The sequence below is a fragment of the Bradyrhizobium symbiodeficiens genome (genome assembly GCF_002266465.3).
Classification (GTDB): domain Bacteria; phylum Pseudomonadota; class Alphaproteobacteria; order Rhizobiales; family Xanthobacteraceae; genus Bradyrhizobium; species Bradyrhizobium symbiodeficiens.
The window spans coordinates 1,837,381-1,853,601 of the sequence record NZ_CP029427.2; the positions used below are offsets into that span (position 1 = coordinate 1,837,381).

Annotated in this window: 14 protein-coding genes; 6 read left to right on the forward strand and 8 right to left on the reverse strand. The window is 64.1% G+C overall.

What is annotated here, in order from left to right; translation table 11 throughout:
* The first annotated feature begins 4 nt into the window (after positions 1-4).
* Complete coding sequence (locus CIT39_RS08410; RefSeq protein WP_094975764.1) at positions 5-334, forward strand: DUF2160 domain-containing protein; 330 nt, start codon at positions 5-7, stop codon at positions 332-334.
* Between the two features lie 130 nt (positions 335-464).
* On the forward strand, positions 465-2,207 hold the full coding sequence (locus CIT39_RS08415; protein ID WP_162308876.1) for an ABC transporter substrate-binding protein: 1,743 nt from the start codon (positions 465-467) through the stop codon (positions 2,205-2,207).
* Between the two features lie 95 nt (positions 2,208-2,302).
* On the opposite strand, the gene CIT39_RS08420 is transcribed toward CIT39_RS08415, so the two are convergent.
* From CIT39_RS08420 to CIT39_RS08440, 5 genes are all read right to left on the reverse strand, one after another.
* Complete coding sequence (locus CIT39_RS08420) at positions 2,303-3,403, reverse strand: alkene reductase (RefSeq protein WP_094975762.1); 1,101 nt, start codon at positions 3,401-3,403, stop codon at positions 2,303-2,305.
* Between the two features lie 171 nt (positions 3,404-3,574).
* Positions 3,575-4,078, reverse strand: a complete 504-nt coding sequence (locus CIT39_RS08425) for a DUF1993 domain-containing protein (protein ID WP_094975761.1) — start codon at positions 4,076-4,078, stop codon at positions 3,575-3,577.
* 108 nt (positions 4,079-4,186) lie between these two features.
* The gene (locus tag CIT39_RS08430) at positions 4,187-5,503 is read right to left on the reverse strand and encodes a lytic murein transglycosylase (protein ID WP_094975760.1); all 1,317 of its coding nucleotides are present in this window, start codon (positions 5,501-5,503) and stop codon (positions 4,187-4,189) included.
* 158 nt (positions 5,504-5,661) lie between these two features.
* On the reverse strand, positions 5,662-7,602 hold the full coding sequence (locus tag CIT39_RS08435) for a glycosyltransferase (RefSeq protein ID WP_094975759.1): 1,941 nt from the start codon (positions 7,600-7,602) through the stop codon (positions 5,662-5,664).
* Complete coding sequence (locus CIT39_RS08440; RefSeq protein ID WP_094975876.1) at positions 7,599-8,942, reverse strand: HlyD family secretion protein; 1,344 nt, start codon at positions 8,940-8,942, stop codon at positions 7,599-7,601. The genes CIT39_RS08435 and CIT39_RS08440 overlap by 4 nt, the downstream gene beginning before the upstream one ends.
* A gap of 290 nt (positions 8,943-9,232) precedes the next feature.
* Here CIT39_RS08440 and htpX point away from each other — a divergent pair, with 290 nt between their 5' ends.
* Both htpX and CIT39_RS08450 read left to right on the forward strand, forming a co-directional pair.
* Positions 9,233-10,165 carry a zinc metalloprotease HtpX gene (gene htpX / locus CIT39_RS08445; protein ID WP_094975875.1) on the forward strand — a complete coding sequence of 311 codons (933 nt, stop codon included), beginning with the start codon at positions 9,233-9,235 and terminating at the stop codon, positions 10,163-10,165.
* Between the two features lie 138 nt (positions 10,166-10,303).
* Positions 10,304-10,945, forward strand: a complete 642-nt coding sequence (locus CIT39_RS08450) for a tetratricopeptide repeat protein (protein WP_094975758.1) — start codon at positions 10,304-10,306, stop codon at positions 10,943-10,945.
* Between the two features lie 57 nt (positions 10,946-11,002).
* Here CIT39_RS08450 and CIT39_RS08455 read toward each other — a convergent pair whose 3' ends face one another.
* Together CIT39_RS08455 and CIT39_RS08460 are read right to left on the reverse strand one after the other, a co-directional pair.
* Positions 11,003-11,347, reverse strand: coding sequence for a hypothetical protein (locus tag CIT39_RS08455; RefSeq protein ID WP_094975757.1), 345 nt, complete (start codon positions 11,345-11,347; stop codon positions 11,003-11,005).
* 164 nt (positions 11,348-11,511) lie between these two features.
* A complete protein-coding gene (locus CIT39_RS08460; RefSeq protein WP_094975756.1) occupies positions 11,512-12,312 on the reverse strand; it encodes a hypothetical protein in 801 nt (266 codons plus the stop codon).
* A 227-nt stretch (positions 12,313-12,539) separates the two neighbouring features.
* Between CIT39_RS08460 and CIT39_RS08465 the strand changes: the two genes are divergently transcribed.
* Positions 12,540-12,833, forward strand: a complete 294-nt coding sequence (locus tag CIT39_RS08465) for an antibiotic biosynthesis monooxygenase (RefSeq protein WP_027543691.1) — start codon at positions 12,540-12,542, stop codon at positions 12,831-12,833.
* Between the two features lie 56 nt (positions 12,834-12,889).
* On the opposite strand, the gene CIT39_RS08470 is transcribed toward CIT39_RS08465, so the two are convergent.
* Positions 12,890-14,335, reverse strand: coding sequence for a helix-turn-helix domain-containing protein (locus CIT39_RS08470; RefSeq protein ID WP_094975755.1), 1,446 nt, complete (start codon positions 14,333-14,335; stop codon positions 12,890-12,892).
* Positions 14,336-14,567: 232 nt separating this feature from the next.
* On the opposite strand from CIT39_RS08470, the gene CIT39_RS08475 reads away from it, so the two are divergent.
* On the forward strand, positions 14,568-16,202 hold the full coding sequence (locus tag CIT39_RS08475) for an isocitrate lyase (RefSeq protein ID WP_094975754.1): 1,635 nt from the start codon (positions 14,568-14,570) through the stop codon (positions 16,200-16,202).
* The last annotated feature ends 19 nt before the right edge of the window (positions 16,203-16,221 follow it).

The window sequence follows — 16,221 nt, forward strand, 5'->3', positions numbered from 1 at the left end:
TCTGATGGAATCCATCGCATGGATGGCCTGGACGCTGCCGACGGCGATCTTCTTCGTCGCGCTTGCCGGCACGCTTGCCGTGATGACGTACCTGGCCGCGATCTATCCCGAGGCCGAGCGCGTCGGCGTGTTGCGCATCCCGACCACGCGCGGCGACCGCCTGTTCATCTCGCTGATCGCGGCCGCCGTCATCCACCTCATGTGGATCGCCTTCTTCGGTACCGATGCGATCGCCACGCTGCCGATCGGCGAAGACGGTCTCGAAATATCGAGCCTGTGGCTCGCATCAGGAATTTCGCTGGCCACGGCCGTGCTCATTTTTCGCACGGTCTGACGCTCGCGAAGGGACGGCCAGATCCGGGACCAACCCGGGCCTGTATAAAAGTTTGTCGCTGCAACGGAGGAACAACATGCGACAGTTTAGGAGAAGGGAACGTCCATTGACCAAGAATAGCTTGCTGACCATGTCCAGCGCCGCCGCGCTTATTGCGGTGTCGTTCGCCGTCTCGGCGCCGGTCCGCGCCGCCGACGACGCCGTGATCCAGAAGTGGATTGCTGAATTCCAGCCCTCGACGCTGTCGAAGGAAGACCAGAAGAAGGAGCTGGAGTGGTTCGCGAAGGCGGCCGAACCGTTCAAGGGCATGGAGATCAACGTCGTCTCCGAGACCATCACCACCCACGAATACGAATCGCAGACGCTGGCCAAGGCGTTCTCCGAGCTCACCGGCATCAAGCTCAAGCACGACATCATCCAGGAAGGTGACGTCGTCGAGAAGCTGCAGACCCAGATGCAGTCCGGCAAGAACGTCTATGACGGCTGGATCAACGATTCCGACCTGATCGGCACGCATTTCCGCTACGGCCAGACCATCGCGCTGTCGGATTACATGACCGGCGAGGGCAAGGACGTCACCGACCCCATGCTCGACGTCAACGACTTCATCGGCAAGTCGTTCGGGACCGCGCCGGACGGCAAGCTCTATCAGCTGCCCGACCAGCAGTTCGCCAACCTCTATTGGTTCCGCTACGACTGGTTCACCAACCCCGACTACAAGGCCAAGTTCAAGGCCAAGTATGGCTACGAGCTCGGCGTGCCTGTGAACTGGTCGGCCTATGAGGACATCGCCGAGTTCTTCACCAACGACATCAAGGAGATCAACGGCGTCAAGGTCTACGGCCATATGGATTATGGCAAGAAGGACCCCTCGCTCGGCTGGCGTTTCACCGACGCCTGGCTGTCGATGGCCGGTAACGGCGACAAGGGCATTCCGAACGGTCTGCCTGTCGACGAATGGGGCATCCGCATGGAAGGCTGCCGTCCGGTAGGTTCCTCGGTCGAGCGTGGTGGCGACACCAACGGCCCGGCCGCGGTCTACTCGATCACGAAGTACCTGGAGTGGATGAAGAAGTATGCCCCGCCGCAAGCGCAGGGCATGACCTTCTCCGAGTCCGGTCCGGTGCCGGCGCAGGGCAACATCGCCCAGCAGATGTTCTGGTACACCGCTTTCACCGCCGACATGGTGAAGCCGGGCATCGCCGTGATGAACGCGGACGGTACGCCGAAATGGCGTATGGCTCCGTCGCCGCACGGCGCGTACTGGAAGGAAGGCATGAAGCTCGGCTACCAGGATGCCGGCTCCGTGACGCTGCTGAAGTCGACCCCGGCGGATCGCCGCAAGGCAGCCTGGCTCTATCTCCAGTTCATCGTCTCCAAGACGGTCAGCTTGAAGAAGAGCCATGTCGGTCTCACGTTCATTCGTGAATCCGACATCTGGGACAAGTCGTTCACCGAGCGTGCGCCGAAGCTCGGCGGCCTGATCGAGTTCTACCGCTCGCCCGCGCGCGTGCAGTGGACCCCGACGGGCAACAACGTGCCCGACTATCCGAAGCTTGCGCAGCTGTGGTGGCAGAACATCGGCGATGCGTCGTCCGGTGCGAAGACGCCGCAGGCCGCGATGGACTCGCTCGCAGCCGCTCAGGACTCCGTGATGGAGCGCCTGGAGAAGTCCGGCGTGCAGGGGGCCTGCGGTCCGAAGCTGCACAAGAAGGAGTCGGCCGAATACTGGTACGCCAAGGCCCAGAAGGACGGCACCATCGCCCCGCAGCGCAAGCTCGCCAACGAGAAGCCGAAGGGCGAGACGGTCGACTACGACACCCTGATCAAGTCGTGGCCGGCCCAGCCCCCGAAGCGGGCGGAAGCGAAGTAGGCGGCGCGTAACGTCATCAAATGCGAAAGGCCGGGAGCGATCCCGGCCTTTTTTCTGTTTTTGCCTCTCCCCGCAAGCGGGGAGAGGCGAAGACATTACTCCGCCGGTTCGGCTGCCAGCGTCGGGTAATCCGTGTACCCCTTGGCGCCGCCACCGTAGAAGGTGTTCTTGTCCCAATCGTTCAGTGGCGCACCTGCCTTCAGCCGCTCGACCAGATCGGGGTTGGAGATGAACGGCTTGCCGAAGGCGATGAGGTCGGCCGCGTTGGCGTCCAGCACCTTGGTGGCGAGGTCGAAATCATAGCCGTTGTTGGCGATGTAGGCGCCGGCGAAGCGCTTGCGCAAGCTCGCATAGTCGAACGGCGCGATGTCGCGCGGCCCGCCCGTGGCGCCCTCGACGACGTGGAGATAGACCAGTTTGAGCGCGGCCAGGCCATCGACGATGTGGTCGTACAGCGCCTGCGGGTTGGAATCCGAGATGTCGTTGGCCGGCGTCACCGGCGAGATGCGGATACCGGTGCGGTCGGCGCCGGCCTCGGCCACGACGGCCTTTGAGACCTCCAGCATCAGCTTGGCGCGGTTTTCGATCGAGCCGCCATAGGCGTCGGTGCGCTTGTTGGTGCCATCCTTGGCGAACTGCTCGAGCAGATAGCCGTTGGCGCCGTGGATCTCGACGCCGTCGAAGCCGGCTTCCAGCGCGTTCTTCGTGGCGCGCTTGAAATCGTCGATGATCCCGGGAATTTCGGAGAGTTCGAGCGCGCGGGGCTCGGAGACGTCGGCGAAGCCGCCGTTCACGAACGTCTTGCCCTTGGCGCGGATCGCGCTCGGTGCGACCGGGGCTCCACCACCCGCCTGCAGATCGACATGCGAGATGCGGCCGACATGCCAGAGCTGGATGTAGATCTTGCCGCCGCGCTCATGGACGCGGTCGGTGACCTTGCGCCAGCCGGTGACCTGGTCCTTGGTGTAGATACCGGGGGTGTCCTGGTAGCCCTGGCCCTGCTGCGAGACCTGGCTCGCTTCGGTGATCAGGAGGCCCGCAGAGGCGCGCTGGGCGTAATAGTCGGCGGCCAGCGGGCTCGGCACGAATGTGCCCGGCGCGGCGCGGTTGCGCGTCAGCGGCGCCATCACCAGTCGGTTGGCCAGCGTGATCGGGCCGAGCTTGTAGGTCTCAAACAATTTGGTCAGGCGGCTCATTGGGGTGCTTCCAGGCGGTGAGAGGTCCGGAACACTTGTGCATTGCGTCAATCGGCGCAAGGGACGAGCCATACGGAAAGTGCAGGCGAGCTACGCGGCGGGGCCCGCGTAGCATAATTCATGTGCGATCTTGGCCACGACAGTGGATTGCGACTGCCGCGGCCGTGCAAATCAGTTCGTGCCCATGAAATCTCGCTTGCCGATCTCGACGCCGTTGTGGCGCAAAATGCCGTGGGCGGTCGTGGCATGGAAATAGAAATTCGGCAGCGAGAAAGCGCTCAGGAATTGCTGCCCCTTCATGGTGATGGACTTGTCGGGGCCGGCCGGAAAGGTGACGTCCTTGGTCTCGGCGCCCTCGAACTGCTCGGGCTTGAACGACTTCACGTAGTCGATCGTCTTTGCCAGCCGCTGCTTCAATTCCGCAAAGCCGGTCTCGGTGTCGGGCGTCGAGGGGACTTCGCTGTGGGTCAGCCGTGCGCAGCCCTTGCTAGCGAAATCGCTGACCAGCTGGATCTGCCTCGACAGGGGCAGCATGTCCGGAAACAGGCGGGAGCCGAGCAGGACGCTGGGGTCGATCTTCTTGGCCGCGCAATGCGCCTCGGCTTTGGTGAGCAGACCGGTCAGGCTGTTCAGCATTTGCAAATAGGCGGGGACGACGGCGTCGTAGAAGGACATGTGATGCTCGCTCTCGTGTGGGAAATCTCAGGAGAAAACCTGAGCCACTCACATGGGAGCCTCATGGAAAAATACAATCGCCGGATCTGACTGTGCAGTGCGAAAATTCTACCTCACTGTCCCCGCCGGCTGCGCCTGCGCCGTGCCGCCGCGCATGCGGGCGAGCAGCTCGGCGGTTGGCCAGGAATCGGCCGGCAAGCCATGCTTGATCTGCATCGCCTTGACGGCGGCGCGGCTCTGCTGGCCCAGCACGCCGTCGACCTTGCCGACATTGAAGCCGGCGCGCACCAGCAGCTGCTGCAACTCCTTGAGCTCGTGGAACGGCAGTTGCGACACCGGTTGGGCGGGCTTGCGCATGGGGGCGGCGCCCGCAATGCGCGAGGCGAGATAGCCCGCCGTGGTCGAATAGATCAGCGAGTTATTCCACTCGGTGTAGGCGGCGAAATTCGCATAGGCCATGAAGGCCGGGCCAAAGCGCCCCATCGGCAGCAGCACGGAAGCCGCGAGATTGTCGTTCGGCAAGGGACGGCCGTCGGGATAGGTCACCCCTAACTGCGCCCATGTCGAGCGTGGCTCTCGCACCGTAAGATCGGTCTTATCCCACGGCAGGTTTTGCGGCACCTTGACCTCTTCCAGCCACGGCTCGCCACGCCGCCACTTCAAGCCGTTGGCGATGTAGTTCGCGGTCGAGCCGATCACGTCGGCTGGCGAGCGCAACAGGTCGCGCCGTCCGTCGCCGTCATAGTCGACGGCGTAGTTGACGTAATGCACGGGCAGGAACTGGGTCTGGCCGAGCTCGCCGGCCCAGGAGCCGATCATCTCGTCGGGATGTAGATCGCCGCGGTCGATGATCTTCAGCGCGGCGATGGTCTCGCCCACGAACATCTCTGAGCGCCGGCAGTCATAGGCGAGCGACACCAGCGATTTCAGTGTCGGCAGATTGCCCATGTTGGCGCCGAAGTCGCTCTCCAGCCCCCAGAACGCGGCGATCACCGCCGGCGGCACGCCATATTCCTTCTCGGCGCGCGCGAATGCGGCAGCGTATTTCTTGATGTGCTGCTGGCCGTTCTGCATGCGATAGGGCGCGGCCATGCGGCCGGCGAATTCGGTGAAGAGCTGGCCGAACACGCGCTGGCCGCGGTCGCGGTTGACGATGCCCTGGTCGTAGACGAGATAGGGCGAAGCCTCCGCAATCGTCCGCTGCGACACGCCGGCGGCCACGGCCTGTTGCTCCACATCGGCCAGGAAGCGATCGAAGCTCGCGCCATTGTGGCACGACGCCGCGCGCGGCGAGGGTGCGGCCGCCTTGGGAGCAGCGGGGACCGTGGGCCGGCCGGGAGGGGGAACGAGTTGCTGCGCCGATGCTGCGGAGAACGACAAGAAAATTATCGTAAGCGCAGCGATCGCGCATCGGGTCTTGGACATCCAGCTCACCGGTTCGGGGCCATTGGCGATTCGTATCGTAATGCGCCAACCGCCGTCGATAAAGAGGTGGCATATCTACTCCGACGCATGGTCCAGCGTCAGGGCTGAGCGTCGTTCCGAGGTATCTCGGGAGAGGGATGCCTTTCCCCGGCCTTCGTCTAGCCGAACAGCCGCAACAGCAGCGCCTTGCCGACGGGGATGGCCCTGATCCCCCGGTAGGCGCGCACATATTCACCGGCGTAGAAGGCCCTGATCGCATGGACGCGGATATCCATGCTTTCTTCAAAGCGCACTGCAAATCCATTCCTCGTCCGTCGCACCACGACACTGCCGATCGAACGGCCATAGATTTGGCATTCAAGCTTGCTGCCGATCGCGGGTGGATCGGGGTCGATAAGGCGGGCGCCGCTGATGGATATATCGCCGAGCCGGGCCAGGTACGATTTGCCGCCCTGATGCACCAGGATCGGCTCGTTGCGGTTGAAGCGCTCCGCCTTGCGTTTGCGCGGCTGCTCGATGCAGACGAAGCAGACGACAGTGAGGATAAGGGCGTTGTAGAGGCTCCATGCCAGCGCCAGCCCGCCATAGGCGATGCTTTCGCCGCGCAGATGCAGGATGAAGGCATAGGCGATGGCCGCGAGCGTGATGATGAGAGCCCCTCCATATAGCCGGAGCAGCGGCCACTCCACGAATTTCCGGCCGCGCTCGCCGCCCTTGGCCGTGACCTTGAACTTGTGTCCTTTCGGCTTCAACAGGCCGGTCGCGACCGCCTTGAGCACCGCGGGCGCTGCAACGAGCTGCGAGACATCCGTCATCATCGCAAGCGAACGGCCGCGCGACAGCCAGGCCATGGTGAGCCCATGCCAGACGTAGAACGGCAGGAAGTACCGCAACAGCTCGGAGAGGTCGGCCTGCACCGCCTTGATGCCGAAAAGCAGGAACAGCCAGGGCACCACCAGCCCGAACATCTTGGTCCCGTAGACGGCCGTCCAGCTCATGAAGGCATCGACCAGCGACAGCCGGTCGATGAACGGGAGTTTCGAATGACGCGACAGCGGTCCGCTACGGCCGCGCACGATTTGCATGAAGCCGAGGCACCAGCGCCCGCGCTGGGTGATGTATTCCTTGAGCCCCTCCGGCGCGAGGCCGATGGTCAGTCGCTCGTTGAGATAGATGGTGTTGAAGCCGAGCTCTTTCAGCCGCAGCGTGACAAGATAGTCCTCGGTCACCGAGTCTGTCGGAAAGCCGCCGATCTGCATCAGGGCGCCGTAGCGGATGAGGGACGACGTGCCGCAGCAGAAGGCGACGCCCCAGGCGTCCTTTGCCGGCATCAGGATGTCGAAAAAGAAGCGCTGCTCGTCAGGCCAGACGTCGGTGGCGCCCAGATTGCTTTGGATCGGATCGGGGTTGATGAAATGCTGGGGCGTCTGCACGACTCCAATGCCGGCGTCGTCCATCAGGCTGATGGTCCGACTGAGGAAGTCGGGCCGCGGCACGAAATCGGCGTCGAGAATTGCGATGAAGTCCGGCGGCTGCGGCAGTTCGCTGACATGCCTGAGCGCATGGTTGATGTTACCCGCCTTGGCATGCCGGTTGTCGGTGCGCGCGAGGTAGCGGCAGCCGAGCTCCTGCGCGAGGCGCCGCAGCCACAGGCGACGTCCGTCGTCGAGCACCCAGACACGGTAGTTGCCGTACTGCATCCCGGTCGCGCCGATGATCGTCCGCTCCAGGATCGATTTGTCCTCGTTGTAGGTGCAGATGAACATGTCGATCAACGGAGCTGCGGGATCACTGGCGCGGTTGTCGACCTTTGCCGCGCCCGAACGGTCGATGGTTCGGCTGAGGAAGAGCATCGACAGGGCGACTGCAATCAGCGAGGCGGATTCCGCCAGCATGAAGGGAAGGCCGATCAGGAAATCCGCGGTCAGTCCGGGCGGCGGCACGGTCTCGGTGACACGCCAATGGAAGTAGCGCAGCAGCAGGACGAACGACACGCCGGTCAGCAGCGAACGCGCCGGCGTGTTCTCGCGCCTGAGAAGCGGCACCACCGCCATGAATGCACCGAGCGCAAGAAAGCCGGGCGCCAGCGCCGCCATCATGGCGCCGTCTCGCGCCGGGAGAAGATCACGCGGCCGGTCCGTCCCACCGTGCAGTCGTGCGCGGCGGCGTCGGCAGGCGCCACCGTCACGCGGTAGGGCTCCTTGCCTAGCGCGTCAGGGTTGATGGCGAGATTGGCCGGGGCGCCCGCGGCCCCGGTCAGGTTGACGACGGTGCCGGCGATCGGGACCCCGCCGTCGTTCGGCTCGAAAGTGGTGCGATCGCCAAGCTGCAGCCGGTTGTATACGCTCTCGGTGACATTGGCCGTGATCACGGCACCGCTGCAGTCCAGCACCTTGAGCAGGGGCTGGCCGATCTGCACGTCTTCGCCCGGCGAGGTCATCATTTCCCAGACCCGGCCGGTGACCGGGGTTCTGATGCTGGCCTCGGAAATGTCGGCGAAGCGGATCTCTTCGACGATGATCTCGTTGCCGAGCCAGGCGATCTCGGTGTCGGTGTGCACCAGATCGGCCTCCAGGTCCTTGGCGCGCAGGCGCATCTCCTCCTCGCGCTGGACGGAGCTCGGGCGGTCGTTGTAGCTGTCGCCGAGGAACGAGCCGCTCCTTGCCGCACGCAGCTCGACCTGTGCGGCGTCCAGCCGCTTGCGCGTGCCGAGCTCGGTCTGCTGCGCGACCGACAGCTCGCGGGTCAGCCGCGACAACTCGACCGTGGATACGTTGCCGGATTTCGCGAGTGACGACGCCCGATCGACCGCGGCGTTTGCTTCCTCTCGCCGCGCGGCGGCGGCCTCGATCGAGGTCTGGATTTCGGCGATGCGCGCTTCGAGCTGAAGGACGCGTCCGTCCTTGAACAATGCGGCCTGCCGGGCGAGGTCCTGCTGGGCGGCCCGGGCGGTCTCGAGCTTGGTTGCGAGGCTCGGCCGCTCGTTCTCCAGTCGCGATTTCTGCCGTCGAAGATCGTCGAGTCGCGTGCGATCGCCGCGCGAATTCACGACACGCAGCACAACCATGCCGGCGTCAAGATGTGCCTGGTCCTTCATCGCAGCGGGGGCTGCGGCAACGCGTCCGCCGATCGGCGCACGCAGGGTGACGAGGCGGGAGTTCAGCACGGCCTCGACGCTGGAATTCTGCCACATCGCGCGCAGCGGCAGCCAGCCGAATATGGCGATGACGGCGAGCCCCGCCGCGATCTTCAAGCTCCGCTGCAAGAGGATCCGGCCTTGCGGAGGACCCGTAGGTTCGACCCGGGCGGCAGGCTGCCGTGGGTGCTTCTCATCGGCAAGCAGCTCCTCTTGCAGCGCTTGCTGCAGGCCCTTCGCGTCTGCGGAACCGGCCGCTTCGGATGCATCGTGAACGGGAGCGGCCTGCGACCGATCCATCATGGCAGTCACCTGGCTGAGGGGAGGTCATGGAACGGACCAATGCGCGAGCCGCGCTCCCGTGCCTGCGTCTGCGGACTTAGTCCAGGGTACGCTTTCCAATGTCCTCAGTCGCTAGGTGTATTTTAACATGAATACGCGTCAAGGTTTAGTCATGCGGCGCGGCGACGCAGTCGAAGCCCTTGCAGGGTGGGGGGCCAACTTCATAACTCAAGCTTCTAATGAATCCTTGGCTCAAATTGGTCAGTTGGGATTCGCTGCACTGGCTTACGCGTCAGCAACGGGATGCCGCCATGAACTATCTTCGTACCGCAATGCTGCTTGCAGGCCTGACCGCCCTGTTCATGGGCGTCGGCTATCTGATCGGCGGCGCCTCCGGTGCCATGATCGCACTCGTCATTGCCGCGGCGACCAATCTCTTCACCTATTGGAACTCCGACCGCATGGTGCTCTCGATGTACGGCGCCCATGAGGTCGATCGTTCGACTGCGCCGGAGCTGGTCGGGCTGGTCGCGGAACTTGCGGGCCGGGCAGGTTTGCCGATGCCGCGTGTGTTCCTGATGGACGAGGCACAGCCGAACGCGTTCGCGACCGGACGAAACCCGCAAAATGCCGCGGTGGCCGTCACCACCGGCCTGATGCGCCAGCTCAGCCGCGAGGAGCTCGCCGGCGTGATCGCGCACGAGCTCGCCCATATCAAGAATCACGACACGCTGCTGATGACGATCACTGCGACCATCGCCGGCGCGATCTCGATGCTGGCGCAGTTCGGCATGTTCTTCGGTCACCGCGACAACAACAACGGCCCGGGCATCGTCGGCTCGATCCTGATGATGATCCTCGCCCCGATTGGCGCCATGCTGGTGCAGATGGCGATCAGCCGTACCCGCGAATATGCCGCCGACGATCTCGGCGCACGCATCGCGGGACAACCGATGTGGCTGGCCTCTGCGCTGGTCAAGATCGAGGGGGCCGCGCATCAGGTGCCGAACTACGAGGCGGAGCGAAACCCTGCGACTGCGCACATGTTCATCATCAATCCGCTGTCGGGCCATGGCGTCGACAATCTGTTCGCCACCCATCCCTCGACGCAGAACCGCATCGCGGCGCTTCAGCAACTCGCGGCCGAACTCGGCGCGCGGGCGGCGCCGTCGCTCGGCGCCAACGAGAATTATCCGCCGCGCAGCCCCTGGGGACGGTCGTCCTCGCGTGGGCCCTGGGGCTGAGCCGGAACCTGCGGCACTTTTGCGGTCGGCTTTGTGACCTGGCGCACACAGGATCGTCGGAGCCGGTGTTAACACCCGGGCGAGACACTTCCTTCGAAAGGGGATGCGTGACCGGCTCGCTGCCGGCCACCGTCGAAGATGACCAGAGCTGCCGTACCTTTCCTGATCGTCCTGTGCGTGCTTGTCGGCCTGTCCACGCACACGGTCGTCAATTGCGGCGACGAGGACGATCCCGACATTTGCTCGGCCGTGATCGGCTTCTCGCCGCTGCGCGGCGCGCTGATCGCGTTTGCCTATGAAGGACGCGGGCGGATCGCGCTGCGCCATGGCGACTTCAGGCGGGCGATTGCCGATCTCGACGAGGCGATCCACCTCAATCCGAACCGCGCCTCGCTCTATCGCGACCGTGCGCTGGCGCGCCGTCAGAACGGCGATCTGGAGCTCGCCATCGCCGACTATGACGAGGCGATCGCGCATGATCCCAAGCTTGCTGCGCCCTATCACCAGCGCGGTCTCGCGCTTGCCGCCACCGGGGATATCGATCGCGCCATCCTGAGCTACAACACGGCGGTCCGCCTCGACCCCTCGGATGCGCAGGCCCGCCTCGACCGTGGCCTTGCGTTCCTCGCTCGTGGCCAGGCCGACGACGCGCGCGCCGATTTCGAGGCGGCGCTGGCGCTGCCGGCGGGCAAGGACGGCCGCTCGCACGAGGTCGCACGTGCCAGGCTCGCCGAGCTTTCGAATGTCGAGCCGACCCAAATCGCCGCGCCGAGACAATGAGAAGGGGCCTCTCCTCTCGCCGTTCTTACCGGGAAAGGTGAAGGGCGCCGGCGGCGACTATTTCGCCTTTTTCGCGTTGGCCTTCTTCGTCTTCTTCGCCGGCTTGTCCTTAGCCTTCTTCTCCGCCTTCACTGCAATCGGCGTACTGGCGGCAAGCCGCATCGATCGCGCGTAGCTGTCGGCGACGTTGTCGGCGGACATCTGCAGGCGCTTGGCGGCGGCGGTGGCCTGCTCCATGGTGGCCTTGGCCATCATCTTGAAGCGCTCGGCTGTCTCCTTGCTCTTGGCCTTGGCCGCAAGGCCGTTGAAGCGATCCCGCCGCTCCTTGGCGCGGGTCATCAGGCCCGTATGCAGCTGTCTGGCCAGTTGCCGGATCACGACATCCAGGTCGGCGTCCGCCATGTTGTTCTATCCTCTTCGAAAAACGGTATCGATGCGGGCGGGACTATGCAGATCGGGCCCCGCCTTGGCAATTCCCGCCGAGGCGTCATCCGCAGCTTCCGGTCTGCAAAAAACAAAAAAGCCGCGCAAGTTGCGCGGCTTTTCTGATGTCTCCGTGGGGCGCCTCACTTCAGCGAGGCGACCGGGCCATTTGCCGCCGCCGGCTCCGGGTCGAAGCCGAACACGCCGACCAGATATTTGTAATAGTCCGGCATCTTCTCCTTGAGCGTCTCGCGGGATTTCGGATCGTGGAATTCGCTCTTTCCGGCCAGGAAGATGCTGGCGGTCACGGCAAAGAACTCCATGGGATTCTTCAGCGCATAGGATTCCTTGGGCAGCAGATCCTTGGATTTCGCGAGGGCGAAATAGGCGATCACGCCCTTGTTGGCGTAGCCGTCCGGCAACAGCCGCGCGTGATAGGCGTGCAGGAATTCATGCAGCAGCACGGCCTCCTTTTCGTACCGCATCATGTCCGGCCGCAGCATGATCACGCCGAGGCCCGAATCGACCGCGAGGTCGACGGCGTTCGGATTGGTCCAGCGCTGCTTGTCGTGGTCCCAGACCGTCAGCGTCCGCGGCACGCGGCGTTCGACGTTAGGGGCGACACGGCCGTAGCAGGCGGTGGCGGCGCCTTCGTCGAGGCAGGCGAGCTCGCTGGCGATGATCGGCACGGTGCGGAAGAAGCGCAGCACGCGCGGCGACAGGCCGGCCGCCTCGACCGAGTCGATCTGGCTCTTCAGATTGGCGGTGAGCTTGTCGACATCCTTGCGGTCGGAGTTCTCCGTGAGGTCGAACATGTAGCCGCGATAGCTCTGGAAGCCCGGCGGCAGCGGCTGCGCTGGGTCGGCATCGAGCGATCCGGCTCGGGATGGATTGGCGAAGAGCGCGCCGACAATGGTTGCGGTCAGCAGCAACGCAATGCGCATGATGAACCCCCTGATGTCACTTCGCCGGCAGAATAGGCCACCGTTGTTTGCGAAACGTGAGTGGGGCGACACTAAGGCACCGATGTTGAGGCGTGCTTAACCGCTGGTTGCAGATCGCGGCGGGGGATTAGGGCGGGGTTAACCAAGGAGGGTATCCGGCCCCGGCGCTCCGGCGTAGCATCCGGTTCGGGCACAAGGCCCACATCAATAGCCGGGAGGAGGAAGTCATGTATGCCGCCATCCGTCAGGCCAAGGCAAAGAGCGGGAGCGCCGAGGAGCTGGCGCGCCGCATCAAGGACGGCGCCGTTCCGATCATCAGCGACGTCGACGGCTTCCGCGCCTACTACGTCGTCTATGCCGGCGATGACACGGTCACCGCGATCTCGATCTTCGACAAGTTCGAGCAGGCGGAGGAGGCGAACCGGCGCGCGATCGCCTGGATCGAGAAGGATCTCGGCCCGCTGCTCGCTGGAGATGCGCGCGCAGCGGCAGGACCTGTGATCGTGCATACACTGGCGTAGGAGCACGGTGCGCCTTCGCCTCTCCCGCAAGCGGGGCGAGGCAACGCAGCCCAACCTCACAACTCCCGCGCATTCGAGAAGGCGAAGCTCGACACCCTTCGCGTCGTCTCGTCCAGGATCAGCGTGCGCGTGATCGGCGGCTCGGCGCGTTGGGCGCAGTTCTCGCGCTCGCAGAGGCGGCAGTTGACGCCGATCGGAGTGCCCTCGGTCTTCTCGAGGTCCATGCCGGCGGCGTAGACGAGTCGTGAGGCGTGGCGGATCTCGCAGCCCAGGCCGATGGCGAAACGCGGCTGCGGCAGCGGATGCGGTGCCACCGGACGGCGCACCATCTGCGCGATCGAGAAATAGCGCGTGCCGTCGGACAGCTCGATGACCTGCTTGAGCAGGCGATCCGGCGTGTCGAAGGTCGAGTGCACATTCCAAAGCGGGCAGGTGCCGCCGAATTTCGAGAACGGGAACGTGCCCGAGGAAAACCGCTTCGAGACGTTGCCGGCATTGTCTACGCGCAGCAGGAAGAACGGAATTCCGCGCGCGTTCGGTCGCTGCAAAGTGGTGAGCCGGTGACAGACCTGCTCGAAGCCGGAATTGAAGCGCTGCGCCAGCAAATGGATATCGTAGCTCAAGGCCTCGGCCGCGGCCAGGAACGCCGGATAGGGCATCATCACGGCCGCCGCAAAATAGTTGGCGAGCGTAATGCGGAACAGTCGCCGCGGTGCGTCGTCGAGCGGGCCGGCGCGGCCGATGATAGTCTCCAGATGTTGCGCGCATTCGCCGAGGCCGAGCTGGAAGGCGAGCTGGAAGGCGCGGCCGGGCGAGTCGACTAGCTCGGAGATCAGCAGCTGGCGGCGGTGACGGTCGAAACGCCGCAGCGTTTCCCGCATCACGTCGACGGGCATTATGCGGGTCTGGATCGAGTGCTTTTCGCGCAGCCGGGCGGCGAGCGCGGCATAGAGTCCTTCGGCCGGCACGTTCAGCTCGTCGCGCAAGGTTTCGGCGGCCTGTTCGAGCTCCGGGAAATAGTTGCGGTTGGCCTCGATCAACTCGCGCACGCGCTCGACCGGATTGGCCTCATAGCGCGTGCCGACATCGCGGTCGGCCATCTGTGCCGCGGCCAGCGTCTCGCCCTGGCGCGCCTCGGTATAGGCCGCGTAGAGCCGCTGCAGCGCGTGGGTCACTCCCGGGCAAAGCTCGGCGAGGTCGCGCAGTTCCTGCTTGGGTACGTCGATCTGGCGGAACAGCGGATCGGAGAAGATCTCGTTTAGTTCCGCGAAGAAACGGTCTTCGTCGGCTGTGGCGAGGTCGCGCAGATCGAGGTCGTAGGTCTCGGCCAGCCGCAGCAGGATCTGCGCGGTCACCGGGCGCTGGTTGCGCTCGATCAAATTGACGTAGCTCGGCGAGATTCCGAGCCCCTCGGCCATCTGGGTCTGCGACAGCCCCAATTGCTGCCGGATCCTCCGGAAGCGCGGGCCGACGAACAGTTTCTTCCCGGACTCGGCGGCCATTGTCGGGTCTCCAGCAGCGTCAAGGACAGTCTTACTGTCCTATATTGTTACAAGATTTACAAAATAACATCTATTACATGTTCTGATGTTACATGACATCACCATTCAATTACAAGCCTACTATACGAACTTCCCTTTCTCGCGTTTAGCTCTCGACACGCATCTCGCAATGCACTGTCAAAAATGTCGATGACAAGCCTGTTGCTTTGTCGTCCGCGAAAGGATCAATCACATGAACTACCAGCCCCGCGGCATCAGCACCCTCCAGGGTCCGTCGTCGTATCAGGACGAGGTCAAGGCGGCCCAGGCACTCCTCGAGACCCAGCCGACCTGGAACGGCGTGTCGGCCGAGGCCGTCGCGCGCATGCGCCTGCAGAACCGCTTCAGGACCGGCCTCGACGTCGCCCGCTACACCGCGGCGCTGATGCGGGCCGACATGGCGGCCTATGACAAGGACCCGACCAAGTACACGCAGTCGCTGGGCTGCTGGCACGGCTTCATCGCCCAGCAGAAGCTGATCTCGGTCAAGAAGCACTTCGGCGGCAAGACCGATCGCACCTACCTGTATCTCTCGGGCTGGATGATCGCGGCGCTGCGCTCCGAGTTCGGGCCGCTGCCCGACCAGTCGATGCACGAGAAGACTTCGGTGCCGGCGCTGATCGAGGAGCTCTATACCTTCCTGCGCCAGGCGGATTCCCGTGAGCTCAACGACATCTTCCGTTTGCTCGACAAGGCCCGCAAGGAAGGCGACAAGACCCGCGAGCAGGAGCTGATCGCGAAGATCGACAACTTCCAGACCCATGTCGTCCCGGTCATCGCCGACATCGACGCCGGCTTCGGCAACGCGGAAGCGACCTATCTGCTCGCCAAGAAGATGATCGAGGCGGGTGCCTGCGCGCTGCAGATCGAGAACCAGGTCTCGGACGAGAAGCAGTGCGGTCACCAGGACGGCAAGGTCACCGTGCCGCACGAGGTCTTCATCGCGAAGATCCGTGCCTGCCGCCACGCCTTCCTCGAGCTCGGCGTCGAAGACGGCGTCATCGTGACCCGCACCGACTCGCTCGGCGCCGGCCTGACCCAGCAGATCGCGGTCAGCCACAAGCCCGGTGACATCGGTGACCAGTACAACAGCTTCCTCGATTGCGAGGAAATCACCGCGGAGAACGCCCGCAACGGCGACGTCATCATCAACCGCAACGGCAAGATGATGCGTCCGAAGCGGCTGCCCTCGAACCTCTACCAGTTCCGTTCCGGCACCGGCGAAGACCGCTGCGTGCTCGACAGCATCACCTCGCTGCAGAACGGCGCCGACCTGCTCTGGATCGAAACCGAGAAGCCGCATATCGAGCAGATCGCCAAGATGGTCGACCGCATCCGCAAGGTGATTCCGAACGCGAAGCTGGCCTACAACAACTCACCGTCGTTCAACTGGACCCTCAACTTCCGTTGGCAGGTCTACGATGCGATGAAGGAAGCCGGCAAGGACGTCAGCAAGTACAACCGCGCCGAGCTGATGAAGCCGGAATACGACGATACGCCGCTGGCGCAGGAAGCCGACGAGCGTATCCGTACCTTCCAGGCGGATTCGGCCAAGCGTGCCGGCATCTTCCATCACCTGATCACGCTGCCGACCTATCACACGGCTGCGCTGTCCACCGACAACCTCGCCAGGGAATATTTCGGCGACCAGGGCATGCTCGGCTACGTCAAGAACGTCCAGCGTCAGGAGATCCGTCAGGGCATCGCCTGCGCCAAGCACCAGAACATGGCCGGCTCCGACATCGGCGACGACCACAAGGAATATTTCGCCGGCGAGGCTGCCCTGAAGGCGGGCGGTGCGCACAACACGATGAACCAGTTCGGCTAACGCATCACGTTATCCAAGA

Coding starts and splice junctions, on each gene's coding strand:
- CIT39_RS08420 (WP_094975762.1), bottom strand. CDS start 3,403: ATGAGCCGCCTGACCAAATTGTTTGAGACCTACAAGCTCGGCCCGATC.
- CIT39_RS08475 (WP_094975754.1), top strand. CDS start 14,568: ATGAACTACCAGCCCCGCGGCATCAGCACCCTCCAGGGTCCGTCGTCG.
- CIT39_RS08415 (WP_162308876.1), top strand. CDS start 465: ATGTCCAGCGCCGCCGCGCTTATTGCGGTGTCGTTCGCCGTCTCGGCG.
- CIT39_RS08435 (WP_094975759.1), bottom strand. CDS start 7,602: ATGATGGCGGCGCTGGCGCCCGGCTTTCTTGCGCTCGGTGCATTCATG.
- CIT39_RS08470 (WP_094975755.1), bottom strand. CDS start 14,335: ATGGCCGCCGAGTCCGGGAAGAAACTGTTCGTCGGCCCGCGCTTCCGG.
- CIT39_RS08440 (WP_094975876.1), bottom strand. CDS start 8,942: ATGATGGATCGGTCGCAGGCCGCTCCCGTTCACGATGCATCCGAAGCG.
- CIT39_RS08455 (WP_094975757.1), bottom strand. CDS start 11,347: ATGGCGGACGCCGACCTGGATGTCGTGATCCGGCAACTGGCCAGACAG.
- CIT39_RS08465 (WP_027543691.1), top strand. CDS start 12,540: ATGTATGCCGCCATCCGTCAGGCCAAGGCAAAGAGCGGGAGCGCCGAG.
- CIT39_RS08460 (WP_094975756.1), bottom strand. CDS start 12,312: ATGCGCATTGCGTTGCTGCTGACCGCAACCATTGTCGGCGCGCTCTTC.
- CIT39_RS08430 (WP_094975760.1), bottom strand. CDS start 5,503: ATGTCCAAGACCCGATGCGCGATCGCTGCGCTTACGATAATTTTCTTG.
- CIT39_RS08410 (WP_094975764.1), top strand. CDS start 5: ATGGAATCCATCGCATGGATGGCCTGGACGCTGCCGACGGCGATCTTC.
- htpX (WP_094975875.1), top strand. CDS start 9,233: ATGAACTATCTTCGTACCGCAATGCTGCTTGCAGGCCTGACCGCCCTG.
- CIT39_RS08425 (WP_094975761.1), bottom strand. CDS start 4,078: ATGTCCTTCTACGACGCCGTCGTCCCCGCCTATTTGCAAATGCTGAAC.
- CIT39_RS08450 (WP_094975758.1), top strand. CDS start 10,304: ATGACCAGAGCTGCCGTACCTTTCCTGATCGTCCTGTGCGTGCTTGTC.